The organism is Gordonia sp. VNK1, assembly GCF_040049135.1.
Classification (GTDB): domain Bacteria; phylum Actinomycetota; class Actinomycetes; order Mycobacteriales; family Mycobacteriaceae; genus Gordonia; species Gordonia oleivorans.
Genome location: NZ_JBDZDJ010000024.1, coordinates 82,477 through 97,458, shown reverse-complemented (window position 1 = coordinate 97,458; position 14,982 = coordinate 82,477). Strand labels below are relative to the sequence as shown.

Below are 14,982 nucleotides of genomic sequence, written 5' to 3'. Positions count from 1 at the left end.
CCACCAACCACCCACAGTCAAACGACCGCAGCAACGCGTCGCCATCAACCTGCACCACCAACCCACCGCATAACACAACAAAATCGGGAACTGACTCACCACAGCTTGACACTCACCGGTCAGTGACATTGAGAGCGCCGTCAACGGAATTCAGGGCGCTGTCAACGGAACTCGGCACCGCAGCGCCTCGCCGCCGCGCCCACCCGTACGCCTCACTCCGCGAGAGCGTCGCATCCAGGGGCCGGTGCGTCCTCGAAAAGTGGCTTGCCCAACGGGATCAGGTACAGCACGTCCAGGACCACCGGCGTGTTCCCGAGATTCCGGCCGACGTGCGTATTGGACTGTCCCGCCGGTTCTTTGATGATGTCCCCGGTCCGGTAGATCACCGGCTTGCAGTCAGCTCCGGGATGAGTCAGGGTTCCGGCCCGGACCAGACCGACCAGTTGGCCATCGTGATAGTGCCAGCCGGTCGTCCCACCCGGAGCGATCGTGATCTCCCGAACGGCGACGTGGACCCCCTCGGGGACGAACGGCAACAGATCTGCCGGGATGTCTCCCTCCGCGAACGTGACCGCGGGGACCCCGGACGACGGCGTCGCCCGCGCGATCGCCGGCACGAGACCGACACACAGCACCACCGAGACCATCACCAGCATGCCGCGTGCGAGTTGCCTCATTCGTCGACGGTACTGCCGTTCACGCCGGTCGGAGCCGTTTCGGCAAGACCCACCTGGTTCGCACACCCCATCCGGTGGCACGATGTGGACCACGTGACACCCGACGACGTGACACCCCAACTCCAGGAGCACAACGATGAGCACCGTCCCCGACCAATTCACTGCGCTCGTGGCCACGGAATCCGACGGCGCGATCACCGTGGACCGTACCGATTTCGCCGCGGCGGACCTGCCCGGCGGCGACGTGACGATCGCGGTGCAGTACTCCGGCGTCAACTACAAGGACGCCCTTGCGGTGACGCCGCGCGGCGGCGTGGTGCGCAATTACCCGATCATCCCGGGCATCGACATCGCCGGCGAGGTGATCGAATCCACCGACCCGGATTTCGCCCCCGGTGACCGCGTCGTCGCGCACGGCGGCCCGATCGGTACCGAACAGCACGGCGGTTACGCCGATTACGCCCGTGTGCCGGCGGCGCAGGTCGTGAAGCTCACCTCGCTGTCCACCCGCGACGCCGCGGCCATCGGCACTGCGGGATTCACCGCCGCGATGAGCGTGGCAGCCCTCCTCGATCACGGCCTGACACCGGATGACGGGCCCGTCGTCGTCACCGGAGCCAGCGGCGGCGTCGGCGCCGTCAGCGTCGACATCCTTGCCGCTCAAGGTTTCTCGGTGACCGCCTCGAGCGGAAAGGTAGAGGCCGCCGAACTGCTCACCACACTCGGCGCCGCAGAGGTCGTCGGCCGCCTCGTCGACGACGAGACCAAGATCCGCCCACTCGGTAAGTCGGTCTGGGCAGGTGCGGTCGACTGCGTCGGCGGCAAGACCCTCGCCTACGTGTTGAGCACGATGAATCACAGCGGTGCGGTCGCCGCCAGCGGGCTCACCGGCGGTGCCGACCTGCCGACCACGGTGATGCCGTTCATCCTGCGTGGCGTCGCGCTGCTCGGCATCGATTCGGTCCTCATCGGTGCCGATCTCCGACGGGCCATCTGGTCGCGAATCGAGGGCGACCTGCGCCCGACGCACCTCGATGCCGTCATCGCCGAGATCGGACTCGACGACCTACCCGCCGCCCTCGACTTGATCCGTGCGGGCAAGATGACCGGCCGGACGGTGGTGCGGGTTCTCGGCGACTCCGCCTGACCCCGCAGCCAGGACACCCCCACGCGCCCCGACGACGATCGGGGCGCGTGGGTGTCCCAATCGACGAGCACACACCGCCGATGTCTGTCACCGTTGATGCATGACCGATCCGTCACCGGCTTTCGACGTGAACAAACTGTTCCCGGGAAAGTTCTTCATCAGCACCACGCTCGACGTGCTCGAGTCGAAGAAGAAGATGACCGGCCACATGCGGCGACGGTTCCTGCAACGCGCAGCGATGGCCGGCGCCATCATCGCCATCTTCTACGTCATCAACTACACGATCGTCGCCGCCTTCAATCAGATGGGATCGACGCCCGAGCAACTGCACGCGGTGGGCAAACTCATCGGAGCCTTCATCTTCGGGTGGGCACTGGTGTTCATCTATTACACCAAGTCCGAACTGCTCACATCGAACATGATGATCGTCTCCGTCGGCGCCTACTACCGACGGCTCACCCCGATGCTGTTCATCCGCATCCTGGCGTTCTGCTACCTCGGCAACATCCTGGGCGGCCTGTTCATCGCGCTACTCTTGCGCGGCACCACCCTCATCGAGGGTCCGGTCCTCGAAGCCATGCACCATGCCGTCGAGGTGAAGACCGGCTACGTCACCGACGGCTTCTCCGGATGCATGGACCTGTTCATCCGCGCCATCCTCTGCAATTTCATGATCAACATGGCGATGCTGCTGGTGTACAACGGCTATCTGGTGGAGGACATCGCCAAATGCATGGCGATGGTCACCTCCGTCTTCGTCTTCGCCTTCCTGGACTTCGAACATTCGGTGGCCAACACCGTCCTGTTCATGATCGTCGGCATGCATGGCGACGTGAACCTGTGGCCGGCGCTGGGAAATCTCGGAATCGTGTTGGCGGGCAACTTCATCGGCGGTGGTTTACTCATCGGCATCTACTATGCGTGGGTCAACGACGAGCACGACACCCACCTGCCGCATCTACGCCACCGGCGTAAGTCCTGACGCCGGTGGCGTTCAGAGCACCTTGTCGATGTCGGCGGTCAGCTTCTCGGGCTTGACCGTCGGAGCGAATCGGTCCACCACCGCACCGGACTTGTCGACGAGGAACTTGGTGAAGTTCCACTTCACCCGTGAACCCAGAACTCCCGACTTCTGTTGGCGCAGCCACTGATACAGCGGATGCGCCTGATCACCGTTGACGTCGACCTTGGCGAACATCGGGAATGTCACATCGTAGGTGAGTGAACAGAAATTCTTGATCTCCGCCTCATCGCCGGGCTCCTGATGAGCGAACTGGTCACACGGAAAACCGAGGATCACCAGGCCTTTGTCGGCGTACTCGCGGTGCAGCTTCTCCAGTCCCTCGTACTGGGGTGTGAAACCACACTTCGACGCGGTGTTCACGATCAGCATCGGATGTCCCCGATACTTCTCGAGATCCACCGGATTGCCGTCGATGTCGGTTGCAGTGAAGTCATAGGCACTGGTCACGGTCATCCCCTGTTCCATCGGTGTCACGCTCACTGGTTGCGGCGCGTCTGGCGTTCTCAGCCTACGGCCCGGGTACGTCGCCGACCACCATCGCACTAATCCCCACGCCGGCAACCCACCCTCGAACACCTCGACCACGTCGACGGCGCTCTGAATTCCGTTGACAGCGCTCAATTCTTCGCCATATCACCAGGTATTCCGTTGACAACAAACGACTTCCGCCGGTCGAGCCCGTCGAGAACGAGACAAGTGCTCGGCGGTCTACGATCCCATGGCTGGTACACAGCGTGCGATACCTCGGCAACCGTCACCGTGCGGCCGTCCACGGCTTCCTCCGATCAGCCTGCAGCGACCGCACATACACCGCCGCGACAGCCTCGAGCCCTTGCTGATCGTCGTCGCTGAACCGATCGGCGTCGGGACTGTCGACGTCGAAGACACCGATGAGTGTGCCATCGTCGGCGACCAGCGGGACGACCAACTCCGACCGACTCTCCGCGTCGCAGGCGATGTGGTCCGACACGGCGTGAACGTCGGCCACTCGTTGAGTCCGGCGGGTCCGTGCGGCCGCCCCGCACACACCTCGATCCAGCGGAATCCGAACACACGCCGGCTTGCCCTGGAACGGACCCACCACCAATTCGGTGCCGTCGAAGAGGTAGAAGCCAACCCAATTCAGTCGGGGCACAGAGTGATAGATCAGCGATGAGATGTTGGCGGCATTCGCAATCCGGTCATGCTCGCCGGCGACCAGCGTTGTCGCTGCGGACTCGAGTTCGTCGTAGGTCCATTCCGCATCTGTCGACAGCTCAAAGCTCATCTCCCCATCATGCCCGCCCCGCAGGCGATTGCCGCACTCACCGATCACCGCGATTCCATGCGTCGATCCGCCCATCTCCGACATTCCGGTACGTTGGGAGATCATCATGGTCCTCGTCTTCGCAGCGTTCCTCGCGCTCATCACCTTCTGGCTGCACCGCCGCATCGTTCGTGCCACGGCGATGCCGCGCCCGTGGTCGATCGTCGCCGACGCCGTGCTGGTCATCATGTGGGCATTCGCCGTGGTCGGCATCGCCACCGGACGCGAACTCAACCCGTCCGTCTTCCGAGCCCCGGCGTGGCTCGGACTGACGTGGCTCGCCGTGGTCCTCTACCTGGTGCTCGGCTTCATCGTCGTCGGCCTGATGTCGCTGATCTGGCGACTGGTCCTGCGGGTCAGACCCAGCGATACCGGGCGAGGACGCCGCCTCCTCGCGGTACGAGTGGCCACCGGCGTCGTCGTCATCGCGGCACTCGTCACCACCTCCTACGGTGTGTGGGAAGCCGCATCGCCTCGTGTCACACACACGACGGTCGCCGTGCCGCGACTGCCCGAGCAGTTCGACGGCATCCGCGTCGCACTGATCTCGGACCTCCACGTCGGCCCGGCACGCGGACGCGACTTCACCCAACAGGTCGTCCGCCAGGTCATGGCCGAAAAGCCCGATCTGATCGCCATCACCGGCGATCTCGCCGACGGCACCGTCACCGAGGTCGGTGCCGACATCGACCCCCTCTCCCAACTCCGAGCACCCCTCGGAGTGTTCGGGGTGAGCGGTAATCACGAGTTCTACGCCGACGACGGGGGACGCTGGCTCGACCACTGGGAGCGGCTCGGCATCACCACACTCCGCAATCAACGAGTCGAGGTGACCCACGACGGTACGACGATCAACGTCGTGGGCATCCAGGACTACACGGCACCGCAACCGTATGAACCGGATCTCCCCAAGGCGCTCGACGGCAGCAATCCCGAACGTTTCCGGCTACTCCTCGCCCACGAACCGCGTCAGGCGCTGCAGGCCTCGGATCTCGGTGTGAACCTTCAACTGTCGGGCCACACGCACGGTGGTCAGATCTGGCCGATCCGCTACCTCGTGCCCCTCCAGCAACCGTCGGTCGAGGGCCCGGACAAGGTCGGCAACACCGTGCTGTACACGACGCGCGGCGCCGGTGCGTGGGGCCCACCGGTGCGCGTCGGCGCACCGCCCGAGGTCACGATCCTGGAACTGCACCGCGGCTGACCTCAGCACCCGAATCTCGGCCCGTACGAGCCAGATTCGCGTGGGAGCGCCCGTAGAAGGCGTAGATGAGCAGTCCGATGACCAGCCACACCACGAACCGCAACCATGTCTCGATGGCGAGGTTGACCATCAGTCCCGCGCAACAGATCGCGGAGACGATCGGCAGCACCGGTGACCACGGAACGCGGAAGGGCCGCTTCATATCCGGCTGCGTTCGCCGCAGCACCGGCACGGCGATCGAGACCACCAGGAACGCGAACAACGTTCCGATCGAGACCATCTCGGCCAGCGCCGCCAACGGGACGAACGCCGCGAGCAGCACGACGACGGCGGTGGTGATCATCGTGATGCGGTAGGGGGTCTGCCATTTCGGATGGATCTTTCCCGCCGAATGCGGGATGAGCCCATCACGCGACAGCGCAAAACCGATGCGGGACATGCCGACGATGTCGACGAGAATCACCGACGTCAGGCCGGCAACCGCGGCAATCCCGACAAGCACACCGGCCCAACTCAATCCGACCTGGTTGAACGCATCCGACAGCGGCGCCCCGGTACTGAGATCGGTGTAGTGCACCATGCCCACCAGCACGAAGCACACGCCGACGTAGAGGACTGTGCAGATCAACAGGGTGCCCAACAGGCCGCGGGCCATGTCGCGTGCGGGATGCCGGGTCTCCTCCCCGAGGTTGGCGACGATCTCGAAGCCGCTGTAGGAGAAGAACACCACCGCAGAGGCGAACAGCACGCCGGCCACCCCGAATGCCGTTGCCTCCACTCCGGAGATCCACTGCCACAACGGCTGCCGCCACCCGCTTTCCCCGCCGGTGGGTTGCGCGGGCGGAATGAAGGGCGTGTAGTTCGCCGCCTTGATGAAGAAGAGTCCGGCGATGATGACGAAGACGCAGATGCTGACCTTCAGATAGACCAGCGCGTTGGTGACCCAGCCGGATTCCTTGATACCCACCGTCGCCACCACACCAAGGACCAACGCGATCGCGACCGCCCCCAGGTTGACCGTCGAATCCTCACCGAAGAACGTCGTCGGCAGGGCGAAGACGTCCTGCAGGTAACCCGACCACCCGCGGGACACCACCGCCGCACCCAGGGCGAACTCGAGAATCAGATCCCAGCCGATGATCCACGCGATGATCTCGCCGAGGGTGGTGTAGGCGTAGGTGTAGGACGATCCGGCCGTCGGCACCGCAGAGGCGAGTTCGGCGTAGCAGAATGCGGCAAACAGGGCGATGACCCCGGCCACCACGAACGAGATCATGATGGCCGGTCCCGCATTGTCTTTCGCCTGCACGCCGGTCAACGTGAAGATTCCCGTACCGATCACCATGCCGACGCCGAACCCGATGAGATCGCGGGCCCGCAACGTCTGTTTGAGTCGTCCGCCTTCGAGTTGGTGTCCCTCGTCGTTCTGATGAATCACCGTGTCGACGGGTTTCTTCCGGAAGATGTCGCCCAGCTGCGTCATCTCTCCGACTCTAGGGCTTGCCCTCGACCCGTCCGCGTCGGTCGGCAGCCAACACGCCGGAGATGGACACCGCCTAAACCAATTCGGCCAACTTGGGAAAGCCACTGCGGTGGAAGACGAGCGGATTGCCCGATTCGGGATGTTCGACGCCGTGCAGTTCGAGGAGAACGATGAAGTGGTCGCCGGCCTCGACCTCGCGGTAGATGGTGCAATCGAAGTGCGCCACACCGTCATCAAGGGTGACTGCGCCGTCGTCGGAGGCCTTGATCGCGATATCGTCGAATCGGTTGGCGACCGGCCCGGCCAGCTGACGACACACGATGGCCTGGTGTTCGGCGAGGACGGTGACGCCCAGGTGGGCGGCACGCCGCAGATCCGGCCAGGTCTTCGACGTGTTCGCGATCGAGATCGAGACGAGCGGCGGATCGAGGCTGACGCCGGTGAACGAGCTTGCGGCAAGCCCGATCAACTCGCCGTCGACCTCGGCGGCCACCGCGACGACCCCGGTCGGGAAGACCCCGAAGGCCCTGCGTAGTCGCGCCGCATCGAGATCCTGGTTGGTGGCGAAGTCACTCATGAGAACACTCCCAATCGTCGGGACACGATGGGCGCGGTGGCCGCCAACCAGTCGGCGTATGCGGACGGATCGTCGTGACGGGAATCCACCACGTACAGACCGCGACCGGGGACGGTGCCACCGATCTCGGTGAGCACCGGCCGCAGCACCAGTTCCGGAGCCAGCGCATGCGCCTCCGAACCACCCAGCATCAGCGGGATGGCCAGACCGGAAAGTCCTGTGCCACCAGCAAATCGATCCAGGAACAGCTTCAGCAGACCGGTGTAGGCAGCCTTGTAGGTGGGACTGGCGACGACGACGAGGTCGGCCTCGCCGACCTGCCGCACCAGATCCGACACCTCCGGATCGGACCAATCCAGCACTGCTGCACCAAGAGTGGCGAGGTCGACGATCAGATCCGGTTCGGCACCGGTCAGTTGGGTGGCCACATATCTCGCCGCGGACAGGGTCCGACTCGCGGGCTTCGGATTGCCCACCACCACAGCTGTTCTCACGGTTGTCATGAAGCCGACACCACCGTGGCCGGTCGACTGTCGGGCCCGGCAGAGACTGGGGCCTGCGCGCCGAAGGGCACCGATGCGGCTCGGACGTTCGGCGGCGCCGGGTGCTGCCAGAGACCACGGCGGGTCAACTCCGGCAGCACACCCTCGCCGAACCAGTACGACTCCTCGAGATGCGGATACCCGGACAACACGAATTCGTCGATACCGACCTCGTGGTAGGCCTCGATGAGATCGGCGATCTCGGTGTACGACCCGACCATCGCCGTACCCGCGCCGCCACGGACCAGTCCGATGCCCGCCCACAGGTTCGGATAGATCTCCAGGTTGTCCTTGGAACCGTTGTTGAGAGCCAACATTCGCTGTTGTCCCACCGATGCCGAACGTTTGAGGCCCGACTGGATGCGCGCGATGTCGTCGGCGGAGATGTGGGTGAGCAGGCGATTTGCCTCCGCCCACGCCTGTCCGGAGGTGTCCCGGGCGATAGTGTGCAGGCGGATGCCGTAGACGAGTTCCCGGCCCTGTTCCTCGGCGGCGCGCCGGACACGGGCGATCTTCTCGGCCACCGCCTCGGGTGGTTCACCCCAGGTGAGGTAGACGTCGGCGTGTTTGGCGGCCACCGCGATGCCGGCGGGCGAGGAGCCGCCGAAGTAGATCTCCGGTACCGGGTCCGGAATCTGGTGCAGCGTCGCATTTTCCACCGACAGGTACTTTCCGGTGAAGTTCACCGTCTCCCCGGTCCACAGGCGTCGCACGATCTCGAGGAATTCGTCGGCGCGCGCATACCGCTCATCCTTGGTGGAGAAGTCGCCGAACATCGCCTGCTCGGCATCTTCCCCACCGGTGACGACGTTGAGCAGCAGCCGGCCGCCGGACAGATTCTGGAAGGTGCCCGCCATCTGCGCGGCCAGGAAGGGAGCGGTCACACCCGGCCGGAAGGCCACGAGAAACTTCAGCCGTTCGGACAGGCTGTTGAGCATGGCGGTGGCCACCCACGCGTCCTCACACCAGGCGCCGGTCGGCGTCAACGCCGCCTCGAATCCGAGTTGCTCGGCGCTGCGGGCGATCTGTCCGAGATAGGGCACCGTCGCCGCTCGCGACGACGCCTCGGCAGCCAGTCCGTGACCGCCGCCGACCACACTGCGTCCGTCACCGCCGTTGGTGGGAAGAAACCAATGAAACTTCACGCCAGCTCAATCCATTTCTCATCGACTTCTCCCTGCGCACTGCTCAGTCGAGGGAGACTTGGGCACAACCACTCGATTGCACCCGACGACATCGCACCCGCCAAGGTTTTGACCCGCGGTGATCGTGAGTTGGTCTACCTGCGATTCGGTGGCACCCAGCCCAATGCCGGTGCGATCTTTTCGGCGAACAACAACGACAGCACCTGTGGATGGCGAGATCGGCCCGGGGCGAAACGCCGACACTCAAACGCGCCACCGCCCGCTCTCTTGTCCCAGAATTGAATTCACCCCGATCGAAGCGACCGGGGTGAACTCGGACCACCTGGGCTCGATCACTCGTCAGACGTGATCAGCTCGTGCAGAAACTCCATCTTCTCCAGAACCTTCGGCGGCAGCACGAACGGATATAGGTCCTGATGACCCATCGACCGGTTGATCTGGTTCAGCGCCCAGGTCAGCGGGAGCCACCATTCGATGATCCGGTCGAAACCGACCTGGCCGGGCAGGTCCGCGTCCAGGGTCGCACCGGCCGGCGCGAGCGCAAACGCCGCCGCGGTGTCGAGCGTGTCACGGATGTGCAGGTAGTGCGCGAATGTCTCGGCCCAGTCCTCGGCCGGATGCATGGTGGCGTAGGAGGACACGTAGTCGTCCTCCCAGTTCGCCGGCGGGCCGTCGTTGTAGTGACGGTCGAGCGCGGCCTGATAATCGTCGTCCGGGTTGCCGAACAACTCCTCGTAGCGGGCGCGGTTGGGGCCGTTCCCGACGAGCACCATCTGATAGAAGTGCCCGATCTCGTGCCGGAAGTGTCCGATGAGGGTTCGGTACGGCTCGTCCATCGAGACACGCAGTTGCTCACGGTGGACGTCGTCGCCCTCGGCGAGATCGAGGGTGATCACACCGTCGGCATGGCCGGTGATGACCGATTCGTTGGCACTCGACAGCAGGTCGAAGGCGAGACCGACGTCGGGGTCCTGGTCCTTCCCGAAGATCGGCAGATTCAGTTCGTCGAGTTCGACGATGACGCGCCGCTTGGCCAGTTCGGCCTCGGCGAACGCCTCCATCGCCTTGGTGTCACCGTCCTCCGGCCGAGTACGGGTCAGACGGCAGGATTCGCACAAGGCCGGAAGGTCGTCACCCACCGCGACCAGCCAATTGCAGGCGGCCACCGGTGCGTTCGCACATCGGGCCACCGGCACGTCGTCAACGGTTGCCGTCGCGTTGTCGTCGAGCACCTGGATCGTGCGGGACGGCAGGTGGAAACCCAACTGGCTGCCACAGTTGAGGCAGAGCGAGTTCTCGAAGATCAGCTGTTGGCCGCATTTACGGCAGTGGAAGTCGCGCACTCTTTTGCCACTCCTTGGGTGTCGATCATGTGGTCATGGGTCGGTCCGGCGGCATTGTCGATCACTTCTTGGTCGGTGGGCATGCCGCGCCCAGTTGTTGGTCGAAACACATGGCCAGTCGTGCACGTGAAGGTGATGGATGTCACATCAGGTTATCGAATCCCCGGCAGCAGGACGGTCGGGATCGGCCGACCACTGCGACCACGACCCGGGATAGAGCACCCCGGCGATCCCGGCCATCGCCATCGCGGCAAGCTCGTGTGCCGCGTTCACACCCGATCCGCAGTAGACGACAACCTGCTTCCCGTCGGTGATGCCGTTGGCAGCGAACCGGGCACGCAGGTCCGACACCGACAGGAAATGCCCGTCGGAGGTGAGGTTGCCCGCCGTCGGAATGTTCACCGCGCCGGGGATGTGGCCGGCCCGGGGGTCGATCGGCTCCACCTCGCCGCGGTACCGCTCGTCGACGCGCGCATCGACGAGCGCGTCGCCGGCCGCGTCGTCGGCGCACAACCGTTCCGACAACGCCGCGACCTCGTCGATGGTGACGCTCGGCAGATCGCCGGCACGCAGCGTGACCGCACCTCGACGGGGTGCTGTATCTCCACTCGACAGGCGCAGTCCGGCCGACCGCCAGGCGGCGAGTCCGCCGTCGAGGATGCGCACGTCGGAGTGACCACCCCAGCGCAGCAACCACCATGCCCGCGCCGATGCGAGATTGCCGATGTCGTCGTAGACGACCACCGGCGACGCGTCGTCGACACCCCACCTGCGTGCGGCCTCCTGCAATCGCGACAGCGACGGAAGAGGGTGACGACCTGCCTCTGGTGTGGGCGGATCGGCGAGTTCGGTGTCGAGATCCACCCAGACGGCACCGGGCACATGACCTTCGCGGTAGTGCGCATGACCGTCGGTGCGCCCGAGTTGCCACCGCACGTCCAGGATGACCGGTGGCCGGTCCGACAGCATTTCCTCGGTCAGTGCGTTGACGTCGATCAGTACCTCGGTCATGGATGCTCTCCTCCTGATCGGCTGTGCCGTGGCGATTGGACGCCGTGTCGATTAAACGGGTCGGTCGGATCGATCCGCAATCGAGGGTGGCGATCACTACGATTGCAGCCATGAAGCAATCAGATGGCGAGTACTACGTGACGGCCGACGAGGTGGCAGCGTTCGAGCAGTCGGGCAAGCAGTACTGGTACATGCGTGAGGACGGTTCGACGGACCTCTACCTCGACGAACTCGACATCACCCACGGTTGGCCCATCTTCCTGATGAAGCGCGATGATTCCTGGTTCGCCAAGTGGGACGGCGACTACCAGAAGGCCGTGGAGACCGACCTGAATCCGCATCTCATCAAGAACTTCGAAGAGCTGATCACGCAAGGCAACTGGCCACACGACCAGGACTGAACGCGCACTCGACGGGGCGCGGATCAGTACCGCGCGACCTGCCCCTTCTTCGGTGCGCGATACATCTGCCACAGCACCCTCGGCACCGTGTGCAGTGGCACCGCCCGCGGCCAATCCCGCCCTCGCAGAAGCGCTTCGGTCCCACCGTCGACGGTGACGACGGTGCCGCACATGAAATCGGCTGCGGGAGAAAGCATCAGCATCACCCATTGGGCCAGCTGATCGGGGGTTCCGTACTCGCGTACCGGAACCGGGAAGGAGCGCACGTTCTTCGCCGACGGCCCGTCGAGTTGCGACTTCAGCAGCGGGGTCATCACCGGGCCCGGCGCGATGATGTTGACGCGAATGCCCTCACCGGCCCACGCCGGACCGGTCCCCTGCACGCGACACCACCGGGTGACCGCGATCTTCGATGCCGCGTACGCCGCGGGGCCCGACAACATCGGCCCGCGCCGCCGGAGGATGGCCGTCGCACGTGCGCGGTCGCCGCGAAGCAGTGCGCTCACCGCGCGCGTCGGCACGAATGGTGTGGCCGTCGTTGAATTCGAGCCGAATACAACGACTTTCGCTTTGTCGGACGCGGCGAGTGCGGGCCGCAACGCCTCCAGCAGGTCGGTCACCCCCGCCATGTTGACCTCGACGATGGTGCGTTCGCGATCACGCGCGGGGCCCAGACCCGCTGCGAACACCGCGCCGGCGAGTTCGCCGCCCGACTTCTCGAGGATCGCATCGATGGCCGCTCGTCGCCCCTCCTCGGTGGACAGATCGGCCGTCACATCCGCGGCGTCGCGGTCGACGCCGATCACCGAGTGACCCTCGTCCCGCAGCGACTTTGCCACCGCCGCACCCATCCCCGACGCCGAACCGGTCACGACATACGTCCCCATCACGATCCCTCTCGTGTCATTCCCGTCCTGCGGTTCGGTCATCATCCGTGCCGACGGTGGTCGCCGTCGGCGCGGGTCTCGGCGCGCAGTGCACGATCGTAGGCCTCGTTGAATGCCTGCAGCTCTCGCAGGAGTACGTCGGGCTCGCCGGGTGCGAGATCGGCGAAGACCCGCTCGAGACGCCGCACCCGCAGCATGCCGTCGTGATGGAACGCCGTCTGTCCGGCATCGGTGGGGCGGACCATCCGACTCAACGAACCCTCGACGTCGAAGCGTTCCAGGTAACCCAATTTGATGGCCGCGTTGACCTGACGATTCACCGTCGACTGTTCGAGGTCGAGGTCCTCGGCGAGGTTGCGCAGGGTGCGCGGCCGACCATCGGAGAGCACCAGCAGAATGGCGAACGCCGAGCCCTCCAGGATCGAGTCGACGTGGTACTGCCCCTTGCGACGGTGCAGCCGACTCAGTTCTTCGACGAGGTCTCGATACAGCGGCGACGGCCAGGGCGCATGGTCATCGTCCACGTTCTCGCCATCCATTCTCGATCCCCTCGGTCCATGATGTCCGATTTGTCGCGTCACCCTACCGCCGACTTGATTATGTACGGTACATATGTACCCTACACATAGCCAAGGAGGTGTCATGTCTGACGCGCATTCTTCGCCGGGAGCAGAGAATCCGGCCCCCTACGCCGATACCCCCCGCGACGGTTCGTCGCAGGGTGCGGCGATCGCCACCGTCGTCGTGCTGTGCTTCGGCGGTCTGATCGCATCATTGATGCAGACGCTGGTCATCCCGATCCAGCCCGAACTGCCCGAGTTGCTCGGCACCTCGCGGTCCAACGCGTCGTGGGTCATCACCGCGACGCTGCTCGCGGCGGCCGTCGCGATGCCCATCGCCGGTCGGCTCGGCGACATGTTCGGCAAGCGACGGGTGATGCTGGCCAGCGCGGTCCTGCTGGTCATCGGATCGATCGTGTGCGCCCTGAGTACCTCGGTGATCCCGATGATCGCCGGTCGCGCCATCCAGGGTCTGGCCATGGGGTTCATCCCGGTGGGCATCAGCCTGATGCGTGAGGTCACACCGCCCAAGATCACCTCGATGGCCATCGCCGCCATGAGCGCAACCCTCGGTGTCGGTGGCGCGATCGGTCTGCCGCTGTCGGCGTGGATCGCGCAGAGCTGGAACTGGCACGGGCTGTTCTGGATCTCGGCGATCCTGTCCGCGGTGGTCGTTGCGCTGGTCGTGGTGGTCGTCCCGAACGTCTCCGACGCGGTCGGTGGACGTCTGGACATCGGCGGCGCCATCGGCCTCGCCATCGGCCTGTGTGCCGCACTGATCGCGGTCTCCAAGGGCAATGACTGGGGCTGGTCCGACGGCAAGACCCTCGGTCTGCTGATCGCCGGCGTGGCCGTCCTCGTCGCGTGGGGCTTCTTCGAACTGCGCACCACCGACCCGCTGGTCGATCTGCGCACCACCGCCCGTCCGGCCGTACTGCTCACCAACATCGCGGCCATCGCCATCGGCTTCGGCATGATGGCCCAGTCGATCGTCATCCCGATGCTGCTGGAGATGCCGAAGGAAACCGGCGTGGGCCTCGGCCAGTCCTTGCTGCACGCCGGTCTCTGGATGGCTCCCGGGGGTCTGATGATGCTGGTGTTCGCACCGGTATCGGGCACCCTGATGAACAAGATCGGCGCCAAGTACACCCTGGCGATCGGCGCCACCGTGCTCGGTACCGGCTACCTGATCGCGATGTTCCTGATGAACTCGCCGTGGCAGCTGATGCTGGCCTCGATCATCGCCGCATCGGGTGTGGGCATCGGCTACGCGGCCATGCCGACGCTGATCATGGGCGCGGTGCCGATGACCGAGGCCGGTGCCGCCGTGGGCCTCAACGGCCTGATGCGCTCGATCGGTACCACCGTCTCCTCGGCGGTGATGGCCGTGCTGCTCACCACGTCGACGATCTCCATGGCCGGCAACGACATTCCGACGCACAGCACCTTCAAGCTCTGCTTCCTGGTGGGCGCCCTGGCCGCCTACGTCGGTGCCGCGATCACCCTGCTCATCCCCAAACGCGGACCACAGCCGGTCCCCACGGGCGTGGTGGCCGGCGGGGAATCGCGGTCACCCGCAGCGTCGCACTGATCGGCGGTAACCCGCACCGCAACTCCTCGGCTCCGGCGTATCCTGCTCATCGGGTACGCCGGAGCCGCCGTATTCGGCACCTGC

The 14,982-nt window shown here is 65.1% G+C and carries 16 protein-coding genes; 5 read left to right on the top strand and 11 right to left on the bottom strand.

The features are described 5' to 3' along the window. Window positions 1-212: 212 nt before the first annotated feature. A complete protein-coding gene (locus ABLE94_RS22535; RefSeq protein WP_425476262.1) occupies window positions 213-656 on the bottom strand; it encodes a cupin domain-containing protein in 444 nt (147 codons plus the stop codon). 157 nt (window positions 657-813) lie between these two features. Here ABLE94_RS22535 and ABLE94_RS22530 point away from each other — a divergent pair, with 157 nt between their 5' ends. Both ABLE94_RS22530 and ABLE94_RS22525 read left to right on the top strand, forming a co-directional pair. Continuing rightward, window positions 814-1,824 carry an acrylyl-CoA reductase family protein gene (locus tag ABLE94_RS22530; protein ID WP_348809947.1) on the top strand — a complete coding sequence of 337 codons (1,011 nt, stop codon included), beginning with the start codon at window positions 814-816 and terminating at the stop codon, window positions 1,822-1,824. Window positions 1,825-1,924: 100 nt separating this feature from the next. Further along, a complete protein-coding gene (locus ABLE94_RS22525) occupies window positions 1,925-2,806 on the top strand; it encodes a formate/nitrite transporter family protein (protein WP_348807332.1) in 882 nt (293 codons plus the stop codon). A gap of 12 nt (window positions 2,807-2,818) precedes the next feature. Here the strand turns inward: ABLE94_RS22525 and ABLE94_RS22520 are convergent, their stop codons facing one another. Together ABLE94_RS22520 and ABLE94_RS22515 are read right to left on the bottom strand one after the other, a co-directional pair. Continuing rightward, a complete protein-coding gene (locus ABLE94_RS22520) occupies window positions 2,819-3,295 on the bottom strand; it encodes a glutathione peroxidase (protein WP_348809956.1) in 477 nt (158 codons plus the stop codon). A 307-nt stretch (window positions 3,296-3,602) separates the two neighbouring features. Further along, window positions 3,603-4,115, bottom strand: a complete 513-nt coding sequence (locus ABLE94_RS22515; RefSeq protein WP_348809955.1) for a free L-methionine (R)-S-oxide reductase MsrC — start codon at window positions 4,113-4,115, stop codon at window positions 3,603-3,605. Between the two features lie 106 nt (window positions 4,116-4,221). Here ABLE94_RS22515 and ABLE94_RS22510 point away from each other — a divergent pair, with 106 nt between their 5' ends. Continuing rightward, a complete protein-coding gene (locus ABLE94_RS22510) occupies window positions 4,222-5,358 on the top strand; it encodes a metallophosphoesterase (protein ID WP_348809946.1) in 1,137 nt (378 codons plus the stop codon). Here the strand turns inward: ABLE94_RS22510 and ABLE94_RS22505 are convergent. The 6 genes from ABLE94_RS22505 to ABLE94_RS22480 all read right to left on the bottom strand — a co-directional run bounded on the left by ABLE94_RS22505 (window position 5,330) and on the right by ABLE94_RS22480 (window position 11,459). Continuing rightward, complete coding sequence (locus tag ABLE94_RS22505; RefSeq protein ID WP_348809945.1) at window positions 5,330-6,841, bottom strand: APC family permease; 1,512 nt, start codon at window positions 6,839-6,841, stop codon at window positions 5,330-5,332. The two genes, ABLE94_RS22510 and ABLE94_RS22505, sit on opposite strands and share 29 nt — an antisense overlap. A gap of 73 nt (window positions 6,842-6,914) precedes the next feature. Further along, entirely contained in the window at window positions 6,915-7,418 is a 504-nt protein-coding gene (locus tag ABLE94_RS22500) for a flavin reductase family protein (protein ID WP_348809944.1), read from the bottom strand. Next, window positions 7,415-7,912, bottom strand: coding sequence for an NAD(P)H-dependent oxidoreductase (locus ABLE94_RS22495; protein ID WP_348809954.1), 498 nt, complete (start codon window positions 7,910-7,912; stop codon window positions 7,415-7,417). Before ABLE94_RS22495 ends, ABLE94_RS22500 begins: the two co-directional genes overlap by 4 nt. Window positions 7,913-7,917: 5 nt before the next feature. Continuing rightward, on the bottom strand, window positions 7,918-9,105 hold the full coding sequence (locus tag ABLE94_RS22490; RefSeq protein ID WP_348809943.1) for an LLM class flavin-dependent oxidoreductase: 1,188 nt from the start codon (window positions 9,103-9,105) through the stop codon (window positions 7,918-7,920). Window positions 9,106-9,437: 332 nt separating this feature from the next. Beyond that, window positions 9,438-10,448 (bottom strand): zinc-binding metallopeptidase family protein, encoded by a 1,011-nt coding sequence (locus ABLE94_RS22485; RefSeq protein ID WP_348809942.1) that lies wholly within the window; start codon window positions 10,446-10,448, stop codon window positions 9,438-9,440. 147 nt (window positions 10,449-10,595) lie between these two features. Further along, window positions 10,596-11,459, bottom strand: a complete 864-nt coding sequence (locus tag ABLE94_RS22480) for a sulfurtransferase (protein WP_348809941.1) — start codon at window positions 11,457-11,459, stop codon at window positions 10,596-10,598. Between the two features lie 110 nt (window positions 11,460-11,569). On the opposite strand from ABLE94_RS22480, the gene ABLE94_RS22475 reads away from it, so the two are divergent. Then, window positions 11,570-11,860: a hypothetical protein gene (locus ABLE94_RS22475; RefSeq protein ID WP_348809940.1), complete on the top strand. Its 291-nt coding sequence runs from the start codon at window positions 11,570-11,572 to the stop codon at window positions 11,858-11,860. 23 nt (window positions 11,861-11,883) lie between these two features. On the opposite strand, the gene ABLE94_RS22470 is transcribed toward ABLE94_RS22475, so the two are convergent. Continuing rightward, window positions 11,884-12,747 carry an SDR family oxidoreductase gene (locus ABLE94_RS22470; protein WP_348809939.1) on the bottom strand — a complete coding sequence of 288 codons (864 nt, stop codon included), beginning with the start codon at window positions 12,745-12,747 and terminating at the stop codon, window positions 11,884-11,886. A 41-nt stretch (window positions 12,748-12,788) separates the two neighbouring features. Further along, window positions 12,789-13,286, bottom strand: coding sequence for a MarR family winged helix-turn-helix transcriptional regulator (locus ABLE94_RS22465; RefSeq protein WP_348809938.1), 498 nt, complete (start codon window positions 13,284-13,286; stop codon window positions 12,789-12,791). A gap of 103 nt (window positions 13,287-13,389) precedes the next feature. Here ABLE94_RS22465 and ABLE94_RS22460 point away from each other — a divergent pair, with 103 nt between their 5' ends. Next, window positions 13,390-14,898 carry an MFS transporter gene (locus tag ABLE94_RS22460; protein ID WP_348809937.1) on the top strand — a complete coding sequence of 503 codons (1,509 nt, stop codon included), beginning with the start codon at window positions 13,390-13,392 and terminating at the stop codon, window positions 14,896-14,898. Window positions 14,899-14,982: the final 84 nt, after the last annotated feature.